Annotated in this window: 21 protein-coding genes and 2 tRNA genes; 6 read left to right on the plus strand and 17 right to left on the minus strand. The window is 61.7% G+C overall.

The genetic code is table 11. From position 1 onward, the window contains the following. Positions 1–66: 66 nt before the first annotated feature. The 13 genes from P3C50_RS18745 to P3C50_RS18805 all read right to left on the minus strand — a co-directional run bounded on the left by P3C50_RS18745 (position 67) and on the right by P3C50_RS18805 (position 10,398). Positions 67–246: a FitA-like ribbon-helix-helix domain-containing protein gene (locus tag P3C50_RS18745; RefSeq protein ID WP_275547111.1), complete on the minus strand. Its 180-nt coding sequence runs from the start codon at positions 244–246 to the stop codon at positions 67–69. Continuing rightward, complete coding sequence (locus P3C50_RS18750; RefSeq protein ID WP_275547112.1) at positions 246–686, minus strand: BRO family protein; 441 nt, start codon at positions 684–686, stop codon at positions 246–248. Before P3C50_RS18750 ends, P3C50_RS18745 begins: the two co-directional genes overlap by 1 nt. Before the next feature lie 367 nt (positions 687–1,053). Further along, entirely contained in the window at positions 1,054–1,968 is a 915-nt protein-coding gene (locus P3C50_RS18755) for a sce7725 family protein (RefSeq protein WP_275547113.1), read from the minus strand. Beyond that, positions 1,929–2,816 carry a sce7726 family protein gene (locus tag P3C50_RS18760; protein WP_275547114.1) on the minus strand — a complete coding sequence of 296 codons (888 nt, stop codon included), beginning with the start codon at positions 2,814–2,816 and terminating at the stop codon, positions 1,929–1,931. Before P3C50_RS18760 ends, P3C50_RS18755 begins: the two co-directional genes overlap by 40 nt. Positions 2,817–3,230: 414 nt before the next feature. After that, positions 3,231–4,331, minus strand: a complete 1,101-nt coding sequence (ychF, locus tag P3C50_RS18765) for a redox-regulated ATPase YchF (protein WP_275547115.1) — start codon at positions 4,329–4,331, stop codon at positions 3,231–3,233. A 24-nt stretch (positions 4,332–4,355) separates the two neighbouring features. Next, on the minus strand, positions 4,356–4,946 hold the full coding sequence (gene pth, locus P3C50_RS18770; RefSeq protein WP_072422958.1) for an aminoacyl-tRNA hydrolase: 591 nt from the start codon (positions 4,944–4,946) through the stop codon (positions 4,356–4,358). A gap of 60 nt (positions 4,947–5,006) precedes the next feature. Continuing rightward, positions 5,007–5,621, minus strand: coding sequence for a 50S ribosomal protein L25/general stress protein Ctc (locus P3C50_RS18775; protein WP_197854835.1), 615 nt, complete (start codon positions 5,619–5,621; stop codon positions 5,007–5,009). 107 nt (positions 5,622–5,728) lie between these two features. Continuing rightward, positions 5,729–6,670, minus strand: coding sequence for a ribose-phosphate pyrophosphokinase (locus tag P3C50_RS18780; RefSeq protein WP_197854836.1), 942 nt, complete (start codon positions 6,668–6,670; stop codon positions 5,729–5,731). Between the two features lie 45 nt (positions 6,671–6,715). Beyond that, positions 6,716–6,790: transfer RNA gene (locus P3C50_RS18785), tRNA-Gln, on the minus strand. A gap of 56 nt (positions 6,791–6,846) precedes the next feature. Then, positions 6,847–6,921, minus strand: a tRNA-Gln gene (locus tag P3C50_RS18790). A gap of 26 nt (positions 6,922–6,947) precedes the next feature. Beyond that, the gene (gene ispE, locus P3C50_RS18795) at positions 6,948–7,823 is read right to left on the minus strand and encodes a 4-(cytidine 5'-diphospho)-2-C-methyl-D-erythritol kinase (protein ID WP_275547116.1); all 876 of its coding nucleotides are present in this window, start codon (positions 7,821–7,823) and stop codon (positions 6,948–6,950) included. A gap of 233 nt (positions 7,824–8,056) precedes the next feature. Then, positions 8,057–8,671: a lipoprotein insertase outer membrane protein LolB gene (gene lolB, locus P3C50_RS18800; RefSeq protein ID WP_275547117.1), complete on the minus strand. Its 615-nt coding sequence runs from the start codon at positions 8,669–8,671 to the stop codon at positions 8,057–8,059. Then, a complete protein-coding gene (locus P3C50_RS18805; protein ID WP_275547118.1) occupies positions 8,671–10,398 on the minus strand; it encodes a tetratricopeptide repeat protein in 1,728 nt (575 codons plus the stop codon). Before P3C50_RS18805 ends, lolB begins: the two co-directional genes overlap by 1 nt. 209 nt (positions 10,399–10,607) lie before the next feature. Here P3C50_RS18805 and hemA point away from each other — a divergent pair, with 209 nt between their 5' ends. From hemA to P3C50_RS18835, 6 genes are all read left to right on the plus strand, one after another. Further along, positions 10,608–11,888: a glutamyl-tRNA reductase gene (gene hemA / locus P3C50_RS18810; RefSeq protein ID WP_197854844.1), complete on the plus strand. Its 1,281-nt coding sequence runs from the start codon at positions 10,608–10,610 to the stop codon at positions 11,886–11,888. Then, positions 11,885–12,967, plus strand: coding sequence for a peptide chain release factor 1 (gene prfA, locus P3C50_RS18815; protein WP_275547119.1), 1,083 nt, complete (start codon positions 11,885–11,887; stop codon positions 12,965–12,967). The genes hemA and prfA overlap by 4 nt, the downstream gene beginning before the upstream one ends. An 87-nt stretch (positions 12,968–13,054) precedes the next feature. Beyond that, entirely contained in the window at positions 13,055–13,888 is an 834-nt protein-coding gene (gene prmC / locus P3C50_RS18820; RefSeq protein ID WP_275547120.1) for a peptide chain release factor N(5)-glutamine methyltransferase, read from the plus strand. A 4-nt stretch (positions 13,889–13,892) separates the two neighbouring features. After that, the gene (locus P3C50_RS18825; protein ID WP_275547151.1) at positions 13,893–14,645 is read left to right on the plus strand and encodes a molybdopterin-synthase adenylyltransferase MoeB; all 753 of its coding nucleotides are present in this window, start codon (positions 13,893–13,895) and stop codon (positions 14,643–14,645) included. Next, on the plus strand, positions 14,635–15,423 hold the full coding sequence (murI, locus tag P3C50_RS18830) for a glutamate racemase (protein ID WP_275547121.1): 789 nt from the start codon (positions 14,635–14,637) through the stop codon (positions 15,421–15,423). Before P3C50_RS18825 ends, murI begins: the two co-directional genes overlap by 11 nt. A 97-nt stretch (positions 15,424–15,520) precedes the next feature. After that, positions 15,521–16,036, plus strand: a complete 516-nt coding sequence (locus tag P3C50_RS18835) for an acyloxyacyl hydrolase (RefSeq protein ID WP_197854852.1) — start codon at positions 15,521–15,523, stop codon at positions 16,034–16,036. Between the two features lie 68 nt (positions 16,037–16,104). On the opposite strand, the gene P3C50_RS18840 is transcribed toward P3C50_RS18835, so the two are convergent. The 4 genes from P3C50_RS18840 to ccoN form a co-directional block, all read right to left on the minus strand. After that, positions 16,105–16,965 carry a LysR family transcriptional regulator gene (locus tag P3C50_RS18840; protein ID WP_197854855.1) on the minus strand — a complete coding sequence of 287 codons (861 nt, stop codon included), beginning with the start codon at positions 16,963–16,965 and terminating at the stop codon, positions 16,105–16,107. Between the two features lie 111 nt (positions 16,966–17,076). Next, positions 17,077–18,210 (minus strand): HPP family protein, encoded by a 1,134-nt coding sequence (locus tag P3C50_RS18845; protein WP_275547122.1) that lies wholly within the window; start codon positions 18,208–18,210, stop codon positions 17,077–17,079. A 97-nt stretch (positions 18,211–18,307) separates the two neighbouring features. After that, on the minus strand, positions 18,308–18,535 hold the full coding sequence (locus tag P3C50_RS18850) for a hypothetical protein (RefSeq protein ID WP_197854860.1): 228 nt from the start codon (positions 18,533–18,535) through the stop codon (positions 18,308–18,310). Next, positions 18,528–19,976: a cytochrome-c oxidase, cbb3-type subunit I gene (gene ccoN, locus P3C50_RS18855; RefSeq protein WP_197855322.1), complete on the minus strand. Its 1,449-nt coding sequence runs from the start codon at positions 19,974–19,976 to the stop codon at positions 18,528–18,530. The genes P3C50_RS18850 and ccoN overlap by 8 nt, the downstream gene beginning before the upstream one ends. Positions 19,977–20,075 lie beyond the last annotated feature (99 nt).

Raw genomic sequence — 20,075 nt, forward strand, 5'->3', positions numbered from 1 at the left:
TGATCGAGGATCACCACCGTCTCGCCGCCGCATTCGTGAAGGATGCCTATTGGGGCTTTCCTGAAGTCAGCCAGCGATACGGCGGTATCGGCCAGTTCGGCAGGTCTTGGCCTTGGGCGGTTCGATAAAGAGTGCTTCACGCAGCATCTGCCGCACCTCCTCCGCCATCGAGCGCCCATTACGGGTTGCCTGACCGCGCAAGCGTTGCTTGAGATCGTTGTCCATGCGGATGGTCAGACTGGCCATCAACGCCACCAGCGATTGAGCAGAGCACGCAACGAACGTTCGCCGGGTAGGGGCGGTGGGGCGAAGCGCGGCATGTCGCGCAGGGCGATCCATAGGTCGCCTTGCCATTCCAGCAGGCTGATGCGCTGGCGATCCCAGGCCATCAGTGTGCGTCTGGGTTCCTGTCCGCGATGCTCCCAGGCGTCGCGCAGGGCGGGCAGGGCCTCATGAGTGAGCCAGCGGCGCAGGCTGCGATTCTCGGGATGGCTGAAACGGCACAGGGCGCGGTAAAGCGCAGATTCGCTGAGCACCTGCACAGGCTCCGCATCGTCCTGGCGCGTGCAGAAGATCACCGTGCGCACCTGGTCGTCATCCATCAGCCGGCAGATCCGCTCCGGGTGGCGGTGCCCCATCAACAGGCCGAACTCCTTGGCGCAGACCCAGGGCTGGCGGTCGATCATCACGCCGCGCAGTGGCGGTTGTGGCGCATCAGCAACAAGGGGGCATAGCTTTCTTCCATAAAGGCCTCCGTGGATTCAGGCAGGTTCGCGCTTCGCTGATTGGTTCGAGATTCTCGGGCGAGTATTTCCTAGCTATAGATGGTGGTTGCTTACTGGCGAAGCGATGCCGGAACATGGCCAGACGAGCCCTGATTATGACGAAGCCAGCCGGAACCAGAGCGGCTCAAACGAAGGGTAGGACAAAAAAAATAAATCTGTCCCCTTTTTTTTCACGTGGTGAACAACGAGGGTGATAGGGCCGCGCTTAAGAAAAAAATAAATACTTTGCCGTAGGGATAAGGAGGGGTTAGACCCCTCCAAATACTTGCTAGATAAAGTTGCAAATAGTTTCCATATGATGTTCCACGGACAGCTGTTTTACTACGCCCAGGCCAGGGAAGTGCTGGAGTGCATGGTAATTGCGAAGTTCAGACAGTCCCCATGTTCGATCAAAGTAGCGTGGGTTGCTGTTGTCGAAAGCAATCAAGTCGTTTAGCGCTTCCAAGAATTTACCGCCCGGGTTGGATGGCGAGGTGGGCTGACTTGTGGAGCAGAAATGCCTAACGTGAATAGCGCTAGAAGGCTGATGCTGTACATGAGACATATGGATTGCAACTACATAAGCCGGACCACCCGCCTCAGAATATTCCTCGCCCATTACAGTGAAGTCACCCACGCCAATTGCGTTTGGGTAGTTCGTGTAGGTGAAGTGAAGATTTGAATAGAAAGACGTTGGCGGGTAATCTGCATTTCTTCGCTGCTTAGCGAAAGAGTCTAAATATAGCACTATGCGAGAGACTGACTGGAGTATTGTCGCGTCTACTTTTAATGGGTTTGCAAAAGTGCAGTTTGCTGCATTTAAGATTGGGATCGCTGCTGGTGAAATATCAGAGACTAGGTAAGCAGCAGAATTGGGTGTGTTTTGGAGTAGGGAAATTGAGTTCGTGTCAAAGGAGCTGAGTATTTTTACGCACGGAGCGAATTTTCCTGACGAACGCGGATTATGTTGCAGAGAGTGATAAAGGTTTGTGCCTTGGTTGCGATATTCGCCAAGAGTTGGGTTGATAACAACATAGGGTGTGATGCCTTTGCCGAATAAGTCATCAATACAGGCGATGATCTGATTAAGGCTTGAATTTACTGGTTCAAGCAATGGCAGACACCTGGCTGATATAGGCAGGGATGCCAGTTCCTTGATGGCGCTTAGTTCATGGAGTTTACCCCGTAGTATTGGGTAGTACATAAAGCTTCCTTACTGAATGTGATGTTTAGGTTTTTAATCAGTCTTGACTTGCTGGTGTTGGAAAAGTTGTACTCAATGCCGGCCGCTAACAGATTGTCAGGGAGTTGTTTTACAAAGTCATCGTCCGCCTTCCTTGTTTTCTTTAATGTATTGCATAGCGCTTTTCTGATATCAGCAGAACTGGCGTCATGCAGCATCTCCTTGCAGGCATCGTAGGTTTTTGCATTAGAGGTGTTTGGTACCTCTCCAAACAAGACGCGTACTATTGCCATGTACTCTGATTTTCGCAGTGACGACATTAAAATTTCAACGTCTACGGCGTGCTCGGAAAACTGGGCGCTTTTTATTTCTGCTAAAGTATTGCGTCGACTAAGCTGTAAAACTCCTACGGAAGCTGGTATGGAAGGTGTGAGCTTTTCATAGTGTTTCTCAGTGGTCACAACATAAACTTTATCAAAAACTCTAAGGTAGGAGTCTAATTGCTCCTGAAGTCTATTTAAGTTGTCGTACTCGGACTTTATTTCGTAGCAGGTGCTGATGCCGTTTAGGATGACGCAGTCTGCTTTGTTGTGGCCTACTCTGAATTCGCTTAGCATGGTTGCTGTTTTTAAAGAGTGGCGGCCGAGCAATATTTTCTTTGCGATGATATTCTTGAATAAATATTCGTTCTTATAGTTTCTTTCGAAGTCTTTGTAGCAGAGTTCGAAGACGTCTTTGGCGTAGAAAAAATCTCCCAAAGACTCTTGGTATCTAGAGGCAACTTTTTCTAAAAGCTCTAGGTTACCGTCTGCAAATCTGGATAGCTCCTTGCTATTGAAAAGACGTGCTGCTTCCTTAAGAAAAATCATTATTTCCAACCTTGCAAATGGCCAGGGCAAACTGTAGTGATTTCGAGGGAACCACTTCCTACCCAACAATTGGCGCTCTAGATAACAGAGAACGCCTTTTCATGGAAGGATTGACTGACCAAAGACATAGCAGCGCATGATGGCATTTTGCTCTGTCGTGGTCACAACCTACCTTTACTAGCCCACACTGGCAAGCAGTCAGGTGACTACATTAGTCTAATTTTCTGATACGCACTGGGGCAGACAGGATGGGAGACGGCTGAAAGGACCGCTTTGTGGGGCTCTCTGGCTCTGTGGGGCAGGGCGTAGCGGATTCATAATCCCTGCTACCACCAGCCGCACAGACAATTCCCCACCCCCAAAACAACAAAACCCCGCCAAAGCGGGGTTTTGTTTATACGTGGCTTACAACGATCAAACGTTAAAGCGGAAGTGCATCACGTCTCCGTCCTTGACGATATAGTCCTTGCCTTCCAGGCGCCATTTGCCGGCTTCCTTGGCACCGCCTTCTCCCTTGTAGGCGATGAAGTCGTCGTAGGCGACCACTTCGGCGCGGATAAAGCCTTTTTCGAAGTCGGTGTGGATCACGGCGGCAGCCTGCGGGGCGGTGGCGCCGATGCGCACGGTCCAGGCGCGTACTTCCTTCACGCCAGCGGTGAAGTAGGTCTGCAGGTTGAGCAGCGAGTAACCGGCGCGGATCACGCGGTTCAGGCCCGGCTCTTCCATGCCCATGGTTTCGAGGAACATCTGCATCTCTTCGAGATCGTCCAGTTCGGCGATCTCGGCTTCGATCTTGTTGCACACCGGCACGACAATGGCGCCTTCTTCTTCAGCGATGGCGTTGACCACGTCGAGGTGCGGGTTGTTCTCGAAGCCGTCTTCGGCAACGTTGGCGATGTACATTACCGGCTTGGTGGTGAGCAGGTGGAAGGTCTTGGCCAGGCGCTTCTCGTCGTCACCCAGGTCCTTGAGCAGGCTGCGCGCCGGCTTGCCTTCGGTGAGGTGGGGGATGAGCTTTTCCAGCAGGGCCTTCTGCGCCACGGATTCCTTGTCGCCACCCTTGGCGGTACGGGCAACGCGCTGCAGCTGCTTCTCGCAGCTGTCGAGGTCGGCCATGATCAGTTCGAGGTCGATGATCTCGATGTCGCGCTTGGGGTCGACGCTGTTGGCGACGTGGATGACGTTCTCGTCTTCGAAGCAGCGCACCACGTGGGCGATGGCGTCGGTCTCGCGGATGTTGGCGAGGAACTTGTTGCCCAGGCCTTCACCTTTCGACGCGCCCGCAACCAGGCCGGCGATGTCGACGAATTCCATGGTGGTGGGGATGACCTTCTCGGGCTTGACGATCTCGGCCAGGGCATCCAGGCGCGGGTCGGGCATGGGCACGATGCCGCTGTTCGGCTCGATGGTGCAGAAGGGGAAGTTTTCTGCGGCGATGCCGGACTTGGTGAGGGCGTTGAACAGGGTGGACTTGCCGACGTTGGGCAGGCCGACGATGCCGCAATTGAATCCCATGGTGTGTCCCTCGGGGAAAGGTGGTTACTTGGTGGCCTTCTGGCTATGCAGTTTGCGCATGGCCACGGTCCAGTCGCCGGCGAGTATTTCCGGCAGGACGTCCAAGGCGAAGTCGATGCTCTTGTCGAGCAGTTCCTGTTCGCTGCGTGGGGCGCGTCCGAGCACGTAGCCGGAAACCAGGCTGGCGTGTCCCGGGTGGCCGATGCCGAGCCGCAGGCGATGGAAGTTATTCTGGTTGCCGAGCTGGGCGATGATGTCGCGCAACCCATTGTGCCCGCCGTGGCCGCCGCCCTGTTTGAGCTTGGCGACGCCGGGTGGCATGTCGAGTTCGTCGTGGGCCACCAGGATCTCTTCGGGTTTGATCTTGAAGAAATTGGCCAATGCCGCCACGGACTGGCCGCTGCGGTTCATGTAGGTGGTGGGAATAAGCAGACGAACTTCGCGCCCCTGGTGGTTGAACTTGCCCACCAGGCCGAAATATTTGCGATCTACGGAGAGGTTGACGCGCTGGCTCTCGGCCACGCGCTCAACGAAAAGGGCCCCTGCATTGTGCCGGGTCTGGTCGTATTCGGGGCCGGGGTTACCCAGGCCAACGATCAGTTGTACGGCAGTCATACAGGAGCCCTTTCGAGAACATGGCCCGGCGTGATCGCATGCCGGGCCAGCTACTGACGATTACTCGGCAGCGCCTTCGCCGGCAGCTTCTTCACGAACGCGCGGCAGGTGGATGCTGGCTACCGGCAGGTCGCTGCCGTGGGCCAGAGCAACCAGCTCAACGCCTTTCGGCAGCTTGATGTCGGACAGGTGAACGGTCTGGTCAACAGCGACCTTGGCCATGTCGACTTCGATGAATTCCGGCAGGTCTTTCGGCAGGCAGGATACTTCGACTTCGTTCAGGGCGTGCAGGACTTCGCCGCCGCCTTGCTTGACACCAACGGAGGTGGCTTCGTTGATGAAGTGCAGCGGTACGTGGGCGGTCAGTTTCTGGCCGGCAACGACGCGAACGAAGTCAGCGTGCAGAACGAAGCCTTTGGCCGGGTGGCGCTGCAGGGCTTTGATCAGGACGCTTTCTTTGGTGCCGGCAACGTCCAGGGTCAGAACGTGGCTGAAGGCAGCTTCGTTTTCCAGCAGCTTGGCCAGGTCTTTGGCCAGCAGGCTGATGGAGGCGGGGGCTTTGTCGCCGCCGTAGATCACGGCAGGCACCATGGACACGTTACGACGCAGGCGGCGGCTCGCACCTTTCCCCAGGTCGGAACGCACTTCGGCATTCAGGGCAAATTCAACAGTCATTTCACTTCTCCAAAATAACCAAACCGCCTTGTGGCTTGCGACCAGCCTCGGGCGGTAGGGCAAAAAGCCCCGCACGAGGCGGGGCAGTGTGATCTGGCCTGTTCCGCTTAGCGGAACATGGCGCTGATCGATTCTTCGTTGCTGATGCGGCGGACCGCTTCGGCGACGACCGGGGCGATGTCGAGCTGGCGAATGCGCGAGCAGGACTGCGCCGCAGCGGACAGCGGGATGGTGTTGGTGACCACCAGCTCGTCCAGGACGGAATTCTCGATGTTCTCGATGGCGCGGCCGGACAGCACCGGGTGGGTGCAGTAGGCGTAGACCTTGGCGGCGCCGCGCTCTTTCAGCGCCTTGGCGGCGTGGCACAGGGTACCGGCGGTGTCGACCATGTCGTCGACCAGGATGCAGGTACGGCCGTCGACGTCACCGATGATGTGCATCACTTCGGACTGGTTGGCCTTCTCGCGACGCTTGTCGATGATCGCCAGGTCGACGCCCAGGCTCTTGGCCACGGCGCGGGCACGAACGACGCCGCCGATATCGGGGGAGACGATCATCAGGTTGTCGAAGCGCTGGTCTTCGATGTCGTCGACCAGGACCGGGGAACCGTAGATGTTGTCCACCGGAATGTCGAAGAAGCCCTGGATCTGGTCAGCGTGCAGGTCGACGGTCAGCACGCGGTCGATACCGACCACGGTGAGCATGTCGGCAACCACTTTGGCGCTGATCGCCACGCGAGCGGAACGCGGACGGCGATCCTGGCGGGCGTAACCGAAGTAGGGGATAACCGCAGTGATGCGGGTGGCCGAGGAACGGCGGAAGGCGTCGGCCATCACTACCAGTTCCATCAGGTTATCGTTGGTGGGTGCACAGGTCGGCTGAATCAGGAAGACGTCCTTGCCGCGGACGTTTTCGTTGATTTCGATCATGACTTCGCCGTCGGAGAATTTACCGACCGAAGCATCGCCGAGGGGAATGTGCAGCTGACGAACGATCCGTCGCGCCAGATCGGGGTTTGCGTTCCCCGTGAAGACCATCATCTTGGACACGCGCAGTACCTGCCGGCTGGGGTATACCTGGATGGGTATGGAAAATGGCAGGGGCGGCTGGATTCGAACCAACGCATGCCAGGATCAAAACCTGGTGCCTTACCGCTTGGCGACGCCCCTATATTCTGTGTCGAATGCTGTTTAAATCGGTTTGCGATGCCTCCCGAGGGAGGTTATGGCAGGGGCGGCTGGATTCGAACCAACGCATGCCAGGATCAAAACCTGGTGCCTTACCGCTTGGCGACGCCCCTGTATCGTATAACCGAATGCTGAGCATTCACTTCTTGGCCAATGCTTGGAGCTTGCGGTGCAACATCGAGATGTTGCGACCTTGAGCGACAAAGCTCGGCAGAGTGCCTGGAAGTTGGCGGGCGACTTTATCAGCATCGTCCCGATTTGGGAAGCTCCCAAATACGCAAGCTCCAGTGCCGGTCAATCTAGCTGAAACAAATTTGTTCAACAAGATCAAAGCGTTACGAACTTCAGGGTAACGCTTCTCTACAACCGGCTGGCAGTCGTTTCGACCACCCCCCGCAAGAAGGCTGCGAACTTTAATGGGCGGCGTATCCCGTGTCAACTCGGGCGAGCCGAAAACTTCTGCTGTGCTTACAAAGACTTGCGGCGCGGCGACGAGGAACCAGGGTTCCTCGAGTTCCACTGGCGTCAGACGTTCGCCAACGCCTTCGGCGAAGGCGGCGCGGCCGCGCACGAAAACCGGTACGTCGGCGCCCAGCGCCAGGCCGATTTCGGCCAGGCGATCTTCGCCCAGTTCGGTGCGCCACAGGTGGTCGAGGCCGACCAGGGTGGTGGCGGCATCCGAACTGCCGCCGCCGATACCGCCGCCCATGGGCAGGCGCTTGTCCAGCCAGATGTCGGCGCCCAGTGCGGTGCCTGAAGCTTCCTGCAGGCGCCTGGCGGCACGCACGATCAGGTTGCTGTCATGCGGCACGCCTTCGATGGGGGTGTGCAGGTGGATTTCGCCATCCTGGCGCGCGCTGAAGCCGAGCTCGTCGCCGTGGTCGAGAAACTGGAACAGGGTCTGCAGCTCGTGATAGCCATCGGCGCGGCGGCCGAGGATATGCAGCATCAGGTTGAGCTTGGCCGGGGCGGGCAGGGTGAGTTCGGCGTGGGCGGGGATGGAGGTGCTGGTCATGGGGTGCGCTGAAGAGTCGTCTTAGGGTGCTTGTCTCCCCTCTCCCGCTTGCGGGAGAGGGGCCGGGGGAGAGGGGCGGCAAATCACCCTCTCCCCGGCCCTCTCCCATAAATGGGAGAGGGAGTGGTCCGCGGAAGTAGTTGGCCGCGTGGCCTATCCACCGGCTGCGTGCTATGGGAGACGCTGGACAAGCCGTCGCGGCTGAAGCCCCTCCCACAGTATGTACCGCTGGCTTACTGGCCGAGCTGTCGCGGCTGCCAGTCCTTGATCACCAGAGTCACTTCCAGGTCCTGGCCGTAGAGTTTCATGCGTTCCGGCAGGGCATAGCCGTTCTGCTCGGTATAGCGCTGGTATTCCACACGCCAGCCGTCCTGTTCCAGCTGCGCCAGGTGGCTTGCGCCGTCGAGGGTGATGCGGCTGCGGCTTTCCGGGGCGGGCAGGCCGCGAATCCACCAGAGCAGGTTGGACACTGGCAGATCCAGACGCAGTTGCTCGCGCAGCAGGGCTTCCGGCGATTCGGCGCGGAAGCGGCCACGGTTGGACACTTCCAGCAGGATGTCGCCCGGGCGCCCGGTCAGGCGCGCGGCGCCACCGCCCAGCGGGCCGGACAGGCGGATGTCGTAATAGTCCTGGCGCTGCAGCCAGAACAGCGTCGCGCTGCCGGAATCCTGCGGGGCGCGGATGCCGATCTTGCCGTTGATCTGCCAGCCGTCTAGCTGGGCGATCTGCTGCTTGTGAGCCTTCCACTGGGCTGGGTCGCCCTGGCCTTCCAGCGCTTCGTGCGAGGTGAGGCCGGCACAACCGGCGAGCAGGGCGAGGAGGCTGAATACGAGTAGGTGACGAATCATCAAAGAGTCTCGGAGCCGGTCAGGCGCAACAGGGTGTCACGCAGGATGGGACTGTCCGGCGCTGCACTCAGTGCATCGCGCCAGACGCTGCGGGCTTCGCGCTGCTTGCCCTGGGCCCAGAGGACTTCGCCGAGGTGGGCAGCGACTTCGTGGTCGGGGAATTTCTCCAGGGCCTGGCGCAGCAGGCGCTCGGCCTCGTCGAGATTGCCCAGGCGATAGTTGACCCAGCCGAGGCTGTCGAGAATCGCCGGGTCGTCCGGGTTGAGCTGGTGCGCCTTGGCGATCAGATCGCGGGCTTCTTCGTAGCGCGTGGTGCGGTCCGCCAGGGTGTAGCCCAGGGCGTTGAGGGCCATGGCGTGCTCCGGCTCGCGCTGGATGATGTAGCGCAGGTCGGTTTCCAGCTGGCCCAGGTCATCGCGTTTTTCCGCCAGCATGGCGCGGGTGTAAAGCAGGTTGAGGTCGTTGGGGTATTGCTCCAACCCATCGTTGATGACCTTCCAGGCCGGCTCGACCTGGCCGCTGTTGCTCAGGCCTTCGGCCTCGATCAGGTACAGCTGAATGGCGTAGTCCGGCTGGGCATCGCGGGCCTGGGCCAGGCGTGCGCTGGCTTCTTCGCCGCGCTGTTGGGCGAACAGCAGCTCGGCCTGACGTTGCTGGGCCGGCAGGTAGTCATTGCTCGGGCCGACCAGACTGTATTCCTGCAGCGCGCTGTCGTCGTCCTCCAGCGCCTCGTAGGCACGGCCGAGGTTGTAGTGCGCGGCATCGACATGGCTGCGGCGCTCGACCAGCTCTTCCAGGTAGACGATGGCCTCTTCCCAGGCTTCGGCCTCCAGGCACACCAGTGCCATGGAGAAGCGCAGGTCGTCGTCGTTGGGATTTTCCTGCACCAGTTTGGCGAACTCGCCCTTGGCGTCATCGAGGCGGTCCTGTTCGACCAGCAGGCGCGCGTAGGTCAGGCGCAGGCGCTTGTCGTCGGGGTTCTTGCGAATGCCTTTTTGCAGCAGCGGCAGGGCTTCGTCGCCCCGGCCGAGGCTTTGCAGCAGGCGTGCGCGCAGCAGGATCGGCGAGACCTCATTGGTGCTCGCTGCGCTGTCCTCGAGCAACTCCAGAGCTTCTTCGGCGCGGCCGTCCTGCTGCAGGAGGATGGCCTTGCCGAACAGCAGCTGGCTGTTGTCCGGGTTCTTGCTCAGCAGGCGGTCGAAGCCTTGCAGCAGGCCGGCGCGGGTATCCGGGTCGGTTTCTGCGGCGGACAGCGCGAGGAAGTCGAAATGGGTATCGCCCTGGCGCTGCAGCACCTGCTCCATATAGGTCATGGATTCGTCGTAGCGGCCGGCGCGGGCCAGCTGCACGGCGGCGGCGCGCTGCGCATCGATGTTGCCTGGTGCGTTGCCGGCCCAGATCAGCGCGCTGTCCAGCGCGGCTTGTTCGGCGCCGAGGTATTCGGCGATGCGGAAGGCGCGCTCGGCAACGCCGGCATCGCCGGTGATCTGCGCCTGCTGCACGTAGTTGCCAAGGGCGATGTCGAAGCGGTTGCGCTGCCCGGCCAGCTCGGCGGTGAGCAGGGCGAGCAGGCTTTCCTGGCTGAACGAGCCGTACTCGCTGGGTTCCAGTTGGGTGGCCTGGTCGGCTTCCTGCACCGGTGGCGTGCCGTCCGGCTCGCTGGGGGCGAAGGTTTGGCAGCCGCTGAGGAAGGCGAATGCGGTGAGCAACGCGAGGGGTCTGTTCATAGTGCCTTGTCGTGCGTTATTCCGGGGCGAGGGCCGTACCGGCTCGTGCCCTGCGACGTTCGCGGCATCATGACACAAGCCTTGGAGCAAGCCCACTGGCCAGGACGATGCGGCGAACCGTCTATTGGGACAATAGGTCGCAGGAGTTGTTCTCTCGGGGGCGAAGTAGGACAATTGCCGGCTCCCGTATTGCCCCTCAGCGACCCTGCATGGCCTTTATCGCCCTCGGTATCAACCACAAGACCGCCTCGGTAGAGGTGCGCGAGCGCGTTGCCTTCACCCCTGAGCAACTGGTCGAGGCGCTGCAGCAGCTGTGCCGGCTGACGCCCAGCCGCGAGGCGGCGATCCTCTCTACCTGCAACCGCAGCGAGCTGTACCTGGAGCAGGACCAGCTCAGCGGCGACGAAGTGCTGCAGTGGCTGGCCGATTACCACCGTCTGAGCATCGACGAACTGCGCGCCTGCGCCTATGTGCACAGCGATGACGACGCAGTGCGCCACATGATGCGCGTGGCCTGCGGGCTGGACTCGATGGTGCTCGGCGAGCCGCAGATTCTCGGCCAGCTCAAGTCGGCCTACGCCGTAGCGCGCGAGGCCGGCACCGTCGGCCCGCTGCTCGGGCGTCTGTTCCAGGCCACCTTCAGCACCGCCAAGACCGTACGCACCGACACCGCCATCGGCGAGAACCCGGTTTCCGTGGCCTTCGCTGCGGTGAGCCTGGCCAAGCAGATCTTCGCCGACCTGCACCGAAGCCAGGCGCTGCTGATCGGCGCTGGCGAGACCATCAGCCTGGTCGCGCGCCACCTGCACGATCAGGGCATCAAGCGTATCGTCGTCGCCAACCGCACCCTGGAACGTGCCAGCCAGTTGGCCGAGCAGTTCGGCGCCCACGCCGTGCTGCTCTCGGACATTCCCGACGAATTGGCGCACAGCGACATTGTCATCAGCTCCACGGCCAGCCAGTTGCCGATCCTCGGCAAGGGCGCGGTGGAAAGTGCGCTGAAAAAGCGCAAGCACAAGCCGATCTTTATGGTCGACATCGCCGTGCCGCGCGATATCGAGCCGCAGGTCGGCGAGCTGGATGACGTCTACCTCTATACCGTCGATGACCTGCACGAGGTCATCGAGGAAAACCTCAAGAGCCGCCAGGGCGCGGCCCAGGCCGCCGAGGAACTGGTCGCTGCCGGCACCGACGATTTCATGCAGCGCCTGCGTGAACTGGCCGCGGTCGACGTGCTCAAGGCCTACCGTCAGCAGGCCGAGCGCCTGCGTGACGAGGAACTGGCCAAGGCCCAGCGCATGCTGGTCAACGGCAGCAATCCCGAGGACGTGCTGGCGCAACTGGCGCGCGGCCTGACCAACAAGCTGCTGCACGCGCCCAGCGTGCGCATGAAGAAACTTACCGCCGAGGGGCGCGTCGACGCGCTCAGCCTGGCTCAGGAATTGTTCGCCCTCGACGAGAGCGCGCCGCAGGACAAAGGTCTGCAATGAAAGCGTCACTGTTGAACAAGCTGGACAACCTCAGCGACCGCTTCGAGGAACTGACGGCGCTGCTCGGCGATGCCGAGGTGATTTCCAAGCAAACGCAATTTCGCGCCTATTCCAAGGAATACGCAGAGATCGAGCCGGTGATCGCCACCTTCCGCGAGCTGCGCAAAGTGCAGAGCGACCTCGAAGGCGCCCAGGCGCTGCTCAAGGACAGCGACCCGGATCTGCGCGAGATGGCCGAGGAAGAAGTGGCGCAGGCCAAGGAAGCCCTGGCCATCCTGGAAGACAAGCTGCAGCGCATGCTGCTGCCGAAGGACCCCAATGACAGCCGCAACGTCTACCTGGAAGTGCGCGCCGGCACCGGCGGCGACGAGGCAGCGATTTTCTCTGGCGATCTGTTCCGCATGTATTCGCGCTACGCCGAGAAGCAGGGCTGGCGGGTCGAGGTGCTGTCGGCCAACGAGGGCGAGCATGGTGGCTTCAAGGAAGTGATCGCCCGCGTCGAGGGCGAGAACGTCTACGCCAAGCTCAAGTTCGAGTCCGGCGCCCATCGCGTGCAACGCGTGCCGGAAACCGAATCGCAGGGCCGCATCCACACCTCCGCCTGCACCGTGGCGGTGCTGCCAGAGCCGGATGAGCAGGCCGCCATCGAGATCAACCCGGCCGATTTGCGCGTGGATACTTACCGCAGCTCCGGCGCCGGTGGCCAGCACGTCAACACCACCGACTCGGCGATCCGCATCACCCACATTCCTACCGGCACCGTGGTGGAGTGCCAGGAGGAGCGCTCGCAGCACAAGAACCGCGCCAAGGCCATGGCCTGGCTGGCGGCCAAGCTGCAGGACCAGCAGGAAGCGGCGGCGCACAAGGAAATCTCCGAGACGCGCAAGCTGCTGGTCGGCTCGGGCGATCGCTCCGAGCGCATCCGCACCTACAACTTCCCGCAGGGCCGGGTGACCGACCACCGCATCAACCTGACCCTGTATTCGCTGAACGAGGTGATCGCCGGCGGCGTGGAGGCGGTGATCGAGCCGCTGCTGGCCGAGTACCAGGCTGACCAGCTGGCGGCGCTGGGCGACTAACCACAGCGGCAAGCTGCAAGCCACAAGCCGCAAGTTGAATGCGGGCCATCTTGTAGCTTGAAGCTTGCAGCTTGAGGCTTAAAAGTGATGGCCACCATCGAAACCCTGCTCGACACCGCTGACCTGCCCGACTCGCCCACGCCGCGGCTGGACGCCGAGCTGCTGCTGGCCGCCGCGCTAAACAAGCCGCGCAGCTACCTGCGTACCTGGCCGGAGCGCGAGCTGGAGGTCGATCAACTGGCGCTGTTCCAGGCGAATCTGCAGCGCCGCCGCCAGGGCGAGCCGGTGGCCTATATTCTCGGCCATCAAGGCTTCTGGAGCCTGGACCTGGAAGTGGCGCCGCACACCCTGATCCCACGTCCGGATACCGAGCTATTAGTGGAAACCGCGCTCCACCTGCTGCCGCCCACGCCACTGCTGGTGCTGGACCTCGGCACCGGTACCGGCGCTATCGCCCTGGCTCTGGCCAGCGAGCGGCCGGCCTGGCAGGTGACAGGCGTGGATCGTATCGAGGAGGCCGTGGCGCTGGCCGAGCGCAACCGTCAGCGCCTCGGGCTGGGCAATGCCGGTTTCCTGCTCAGCCACTGGTTTTCCGCGCTGGCCGGGCGGCGTTATGGTCTGATCCTAAGCAACCCGCCGTATATCCGCGCCGACGACCAGCACCTCGCGCAGGGCGACGTGCGCTTCGAGCCAAGCAGCGCGCTGGTAGCCGGTCGCGACGGGCTGGACGATATTCGTGCGATCATCCAGGCCGCGCCCGAGCACCTGCTAACAGGTGGCTGGCTGTTGCTGGAGCACGGTTTCGACCAGGCCGAGGACGTGCGCCGCCTGCTCGCCGATGGTGGTTTCGTCGAGGTACACAGCCGGCGTGACCTGGCAGGCCTCGAACGCATCAGTTTGGGACGTTTCGACCGTGAGTGATCAGATGCTGAGCGATGACGAGCTGCTGCGCTATAGCCGGCAGATTCTGCTGAAACAGATCGATGTGGAAGGCCAGCTGCGCCTCAAGCAGGGCCGAGTGCTGATCGTCGGCATGGGCGGGCTGGGCTCGCCGGTGGCGCTGTACCTGGCCGCGGCCGGGGTCGGTGAATTGCACCTGGCCGACTTCGATACGGTGGACCTGACCAACCTGCAGCGGCAGATCGCCCACGACACCGTCAGCATCGGCCAGGCCAAGGTAGACTCGGCCATGGCGCGCCTGGCCGCGCTCAATCCGCAGATCAGCCTGGTGCCGCATCGCCAGGCGCTGGATGCCGACTCGCTGGCCTCTGCCGTGAGCGCCGTCGACGTGGTGCTGGACTGCTCGGACAATTTCACCACGCGCGAGGCGGTCAATGCTGCCTGCGTTGCAGCCGGCAAGCCGCTGGTGTCCGGTGCGGCGATCCGCCTGGAAGGCCAGTTGTCGGTGTTCGATCCGCGCAATGTCGCCAGCCCCTGCTATCACTGCCTGTACGGCCACGGCAGCGAGGCCGAGCTGACCTGCAGCGAGGCCGGTGTAGTCGGCCCGCTGGTGGGCCTGGTCGGCAGCCTGCAGGCGTTGGAGGCGCTCAAGCTGCTGGCCGGTTTCGGTGAACCGCTGGTGGGTCGCCTGCTGCTGATCGATGCGCTGGGTACGCGTTTTCGCGAGTTGCGGGTCAGGCGTGACCCCGCCTGCGGTGTTTGCGGCGATGCCCAGTAACGCGCCGATCGGCGTTTTCGACTCGGGTGTTGGCGGCCTGTCGGTGCTGCGCGAAATTCGCCAGCTGCTGCCCAACGAGACGCTGCTCTACGTTGCCGACAGCGGCCACGTGCCCTATGGCGAAAAAAGCCCGGAGTACATTCGCGAGCGCTGCGTAGTGATCACCGAGCATCTGCTGGCGCAGGGTGCCAAGGCCCTGGTGCTGGCGTGCAATACGGCGACGGCGGCAGCCGCTGGAGAACTGCGCGAACGTTATCCTGATTTGCCCATCGTCGGTATGGAGCCTGCGGTGAAACCGGCGGCAGCAGCGACCCGCAGTGGCGTGGTCGGTGTGCTGGCGACCACCGGTACGCTCAAGAGCGCGCGGTTCGCTGCGCTGCTTGATCGCTTCGCCAATGACGTGCGGGTGGTCACCCAGCCTTGCCCGGGGCTGGTGGAATGCATCGAGGCCGGCGAGCTGCAGGCGCCGGCCACGCGTGAATTGCTGCAGGGATATGTGGCGCCGCTGCTGGCCGAGGGTTGCGACACGCTGATTCTCGGCTGCACCCACTATCCCTTCCTGCGCCCGCTGCTGGGTGAGCTGGTGCCGGCGTCGGTGACCTTGATCGATACCGGTGCGGCAGTAGCGCGTCAGTTGCAGCGTCTGCTCGCTCGGCATGATCTGCTGGCGACCGCGCCGGCCCAGGCGACTCGATATTGGAGTAGCGGTGAAATTTCGCAACTTTGCCGAGTATTGCCGATTTTGTTAGGTGAAAAAGCCGAAGTTCTTTCGATATAGTGAATTTTTTTTCCGATTGGGCTATCCCTCCTATCGGATACTTCTATATTTTTGTCACGGCCTGATAAAAACCTCTCGCTAAAAAAAGGAATGACTCATGAAGAAGTTGTGTGCCTTTGCCGCAGCTACGGCTCTCTCGTTCGGGATTCTTGGTGCTGCGCAGGCTGCGGATGTAACCGCGGCTATTGGTCAGAGTGGCGATTCCACCATGGTTTACCGCTTGGGCGCGCAGTGGGACTGGAACCATAGCTGGCTGGAAAGCAGCTACGGCCGTCTGACCGGTTACTGGGACCTGGGCTACACCTACTGGGACGGCGACGACACGGCGAGCAACCACAGCCTCTCCTTCGCTCCGGTGTTCGTTTACGAGTTCGCCGGGCAGAACGTGCGCCCCTATATCGAAGCCGGTATCGGCGTTGCAGCGTTCTCCAGCACCGAGCTGGAAAGCAACGAGCTGGGTTCTTCCTTCCAGTTCGAAGACCGCATCGGCGTAGGTCTGCGTTTCGCCGGCCAGGAAATCGGCCTGCGTGCGATCCACTATTCCAACGCGGGTATCAAGAAGCCGAACGATGGCGCCGAAGCCTACACCGTGCATTACCGCATGAGTTTCTAAGCCTCCGGCGACAGCGTTACAACCAAACCGCCCCTCTATATGAGGGGCGGTTTCGTTTCGCTCGCGGCTCAGATCATCGGGTCCCAGCGCTGCGACCAGTCGGTGTCTTCGGCGATGATCTCGCGCAGCAGATCGAACGACTGCTGCAGCACTGCCGAGTCGCGCTCGCGGGAATACACCAGGTAGGTCGGGTAGCTGAACTCCGGCGCGCGCGGCACGCGTTTGAGCACCTTCTTGTCCAGGTAGCTCTGCACCACCCGCGTGCGGAAGTAGCCGGAGCCGCCGTGTTCGAGGATGTACTGCAGGGCCAGCGGCCCGAGGTTGAACGACACCGGCGCCTTGGCCCGGTCTGGTAGCGCGCTGTCGTGTTGCAGGCGAAAGGCCTCGCCCCAGTCGACGTACACGTAGGGTTCGGGATTCTTCGCGCGCACCAGAATCAGCTTTTCTTCCAGTAACTGCTCTACCTGCATGCCCGGCCAGTAGTTGGGCTGATACACCAGGGCTGCATCCAGCACCCCCAGTTCCAGTTGACGCAGCAACTCCTGGCCGTCGCCGATATGGGTGTGCACGGCGTAGTGGTCGATGCGGGCGCGGATGCGGCTGACCCAGCGCAGCATCAGTGGGTTGCACAGGCTGACCTCGCCGCCGACGTGGATGACGTTGTGATAGCCGTCCGGCAGGGGCAGGTCGCGCTGCGCCGCCTCCCAGGTTTGCAGTATCTGGTTGGCATAGGCGACGAAGGCTTCACCGTCGGCCGTCAGCTTGGCCCCGGCTCGGTTGCGTACGAACAGCGTGCAGTTGAGGTGACCTTCGAGCTTCTGGATACGCGCCGTGACGGCCGTCTGGGTGACGTGCAGGCGTTCGGCGGCGGCGATGAAGCTGCCGCTGCGAACGATTTCCAGAAAGGTGCGGGTCAGATCGATGTCCATGTCGTGGCGGGCTCAGCAAGGGCAGGCAGGCAGTGTAAGGGCTGCTACGGCACTTTTCGATGAGCAGCACCGTTACGGCATCCTGAGCTGCAATCGCAGAGGGTCGAAACCTCAATCGAAGTGGGCCAACAGGTCTCGTTGCAGCGCCGCTATCACGTCGGTCTGGGTGATGATCCCCACCAGCTTTTCGTTCTCCAGTACCGGTAGGCAATGCAGGCCGCGGTCGGACAATACGCCGATCAGGTCGACGACGTGCGTATCGACATCGGTGCAGCGTACCGGGCTGCTCATCAGCTCGCCCAGGCGCGGGCGAGGGCGCCGCTTGAACAGGCCCAAGCGCCTCGCCGGGCGGTGATGCAGAGGCGCGATCAGGTCGCTGAGGCTGACGATGCCGACCAGTTGCTGGTTGTGGTCAAGGATTGGCAGCGCCTTGAGATGATGGTGGCGCAGCAGGTGCAGGCCCTGTTTGATGCTGGTGCCCGGCGTGGCGCAGACCAGGTCGCGTGACATCACCTGGCCAGCGCGGATGTCGCCCATGCTGCGGCGCAGCGCATAGCGCTCGGTGCTTTTGACGATCATCGCCAGGTCCTCGCGAGTCACGTCGACGAAGGCGCCCAGTTCGTCGAGCGCCTGGTCGAGGTCGGTATCGCGGATGCCTACGCGCTCGCCGGGCGATGGGTCGCGCGTATGGTGTTCATCGGCTGGCGGTGTGGTCTGGCGCGGGTAACGCATGCCGGTGAGGTTGTTATAGATCAGCGCGCTGCTCAGCAGGCCCAGCGCGGCGATTATCACGGCGATTGCCGGGTGCCAGGCAGGTATGCCCGGCGCTACCGGGGCGAATACGACGCAGAAGGCGATCGCGCCGCCCGGTGGGTGCAGGCAGCGCAGCGGGCACATCAGCAACAGGCTCAGACCTACCGCCAGGGCGGCACCGAGCAGGCTGTGATCGAGCAGATGGCCGACCAGCACGCCAACCAGCGTGGCGCACAGATAGCTGCCGAGGATCGACCAGGGCTGCGCCAGCGCGCCCGAGGAAACAGCGAACAGCAGCACCGCAGAGGCGGCCAGCGGGCCGGAGAAGTGCACGGCCAACTGCAGGCCGAAAAGCTGGCTGCACAGCCAGGTGGTGAAGACAAAACCCAGGCCGGCACCGAGTGCCGCGCGCAGCCATTCGCGTGGGCGCGTGTGCGCAGCGTCGGGAACAAAGGCGATGCACCATTGGTGCAGGCGAGATGGTGTGTTCATGGTATCCGGTCAAAAAAAGAGGGCTCTTCGCTGCTGAAAAGCCCGTAGGGTGCCGCACGCGGCACTTCTGGATGCCCGTCCCTGGGCGAAGAAAACCTCAGGCGAGCAAGTGCTCTTCGGTCGTATTGCCGGGCTCTTCGAGTGGCTGCGTGGTGACCTGGCAAGGCCGGCCTGTCGCTTGCGTCATGCGCGCCGCCGCTTCCGGATCGTCGGCGAAGGGCAGCAGGCTGGCCTGGTCGAGCGTCGACGGTGTGCTACAGCACAGCCAGCAACCGAGCAGGCAACCCAGGGTGGCGAGAACCGGCAGGATCAGGGCGTCAGGCATGGGCGGCGGCTCCCACATCCGGGGTGGAGGGCACGGCATCGATGCGCTCACCGCTGCGTACCGTCAGCCAGGTGTTCCAGGCCATCAGCAGCATGCCGCTGGCGAAGATCGCCCCGCCCAGCAGGCGCACGACATAACCGGGGTGGCTGGCTTCCAGCGCCTCGACGAAGGAGTAGGTCAGCGTGCCGTCCTCGTTCACCGCGCGCCACATCAGGCCCTGGGTGATGCCGTTGACCCACATCGAGGCGATGTACAGCACGGTGCCGATGGTGGCCAGCCAGAAGTGCGCGTTGATCAGGCCGACACTGTGCATCTGCGTGCGGCCGTACAGCTTGGGCAGCATGTGGTAGAGCGCGCCAATGGAGATCATCGCCACCCAGCCCAGTGCCCCGGCATGGACGTGTCCGATGGTCCAGTCGGTGTAATGGGAAAGCGCATTGACCGTCTTGATGGCCATCATCGGGCCTTCGAAGGTGCTCATGCCGTAGAACGCCAGCGAAACGACCAGAAAACGCAGGATCGGGTCGGTGCGCAGCTTATGCCAGGCGCCGGACAGGCTCATCATGCCGTTGATCATGCCGCCCCAGCTTGGCGCCAGGAGGATGACCGACATGGCCATGCCGAGGGTTTGCGCCCAGTCCGGCAGCGCGGTGTAGTGCAGGTGGTGCGGGCCGGCCCAGATATACAGGGTGATGATCGCCCAGAAGTGCACGATGGACAGCCGATAGGAATAGATCGGCCGCTCGGCCTGCTTGGGCACGAAGTAATACATCATCCCCAAAAAGCCTACCGAGAGGATGAAGCCGACCACGCTATGACCGTACCACCACTGGATCATTGCGTCGGTGGCGCCGGAGTACACCGAGTACGATTTGAGCAGCGAGACCGGTTCGGCGATGTGGTTGACCACATGCACCATGCCCGTGACGATGATGAAAGCACCGTAGAACCAGTTGCCCACGTAGATGTGGCTCACCTGGCGACGGGCGATGGTGCCGAAGAACAGGTAGGCGTAGATCACCCACAACAGGGTGACCCACAGCGCGATCGGCCACTCCATCTCGGCATACTCCTTGGAGGAGGTGATGCCCAGCGGATAGCTGACGATCATCGCCAGCACGGCTGCCTGCCAGCCCCAGAACAGGAAGTTGGCCAGGCCGTCGGAGATGATCCGTACCCGACAGGTACGTTGCAGCACGTAGAAGGAGGTGGCGAACAGAGCACCGCCGCCGAAGGCGAAGATCACCAGATTGGTGTGGACCGGGCGGATCCGCCCGAAGCTGAGCCATGGAATACCGAAGTTCAGTTCGGGCCAGACCAGCTGGGCCGCGATGAACACACCCATGCCCATTCCGAGGATGCCCCAGAACAGAGTGGTGAGGGTGAAACGGCGAACGATCTCGTAGTTGTAATAGTGGGGGGCAGTCGCAAGGGTAGCCATCATGATTCCGTCTTGCTGAGAATTTCAGGCGCGCTCTCCTGTCGCTCGGAATGGGCCGTTGGCCGGTTCACGAGCATGTCAGGTTTCGTAGAGAGCACC

This window comes from Pseudomonas sp. Marseille-Q0931 (assembly GCF_940789645.1).
Lineage (GTDB): Bacteria > Pseudomonadota > Gammaproteobacteria > Pseudomonadales > Pseudomonadaceae > Aquipseudomonas.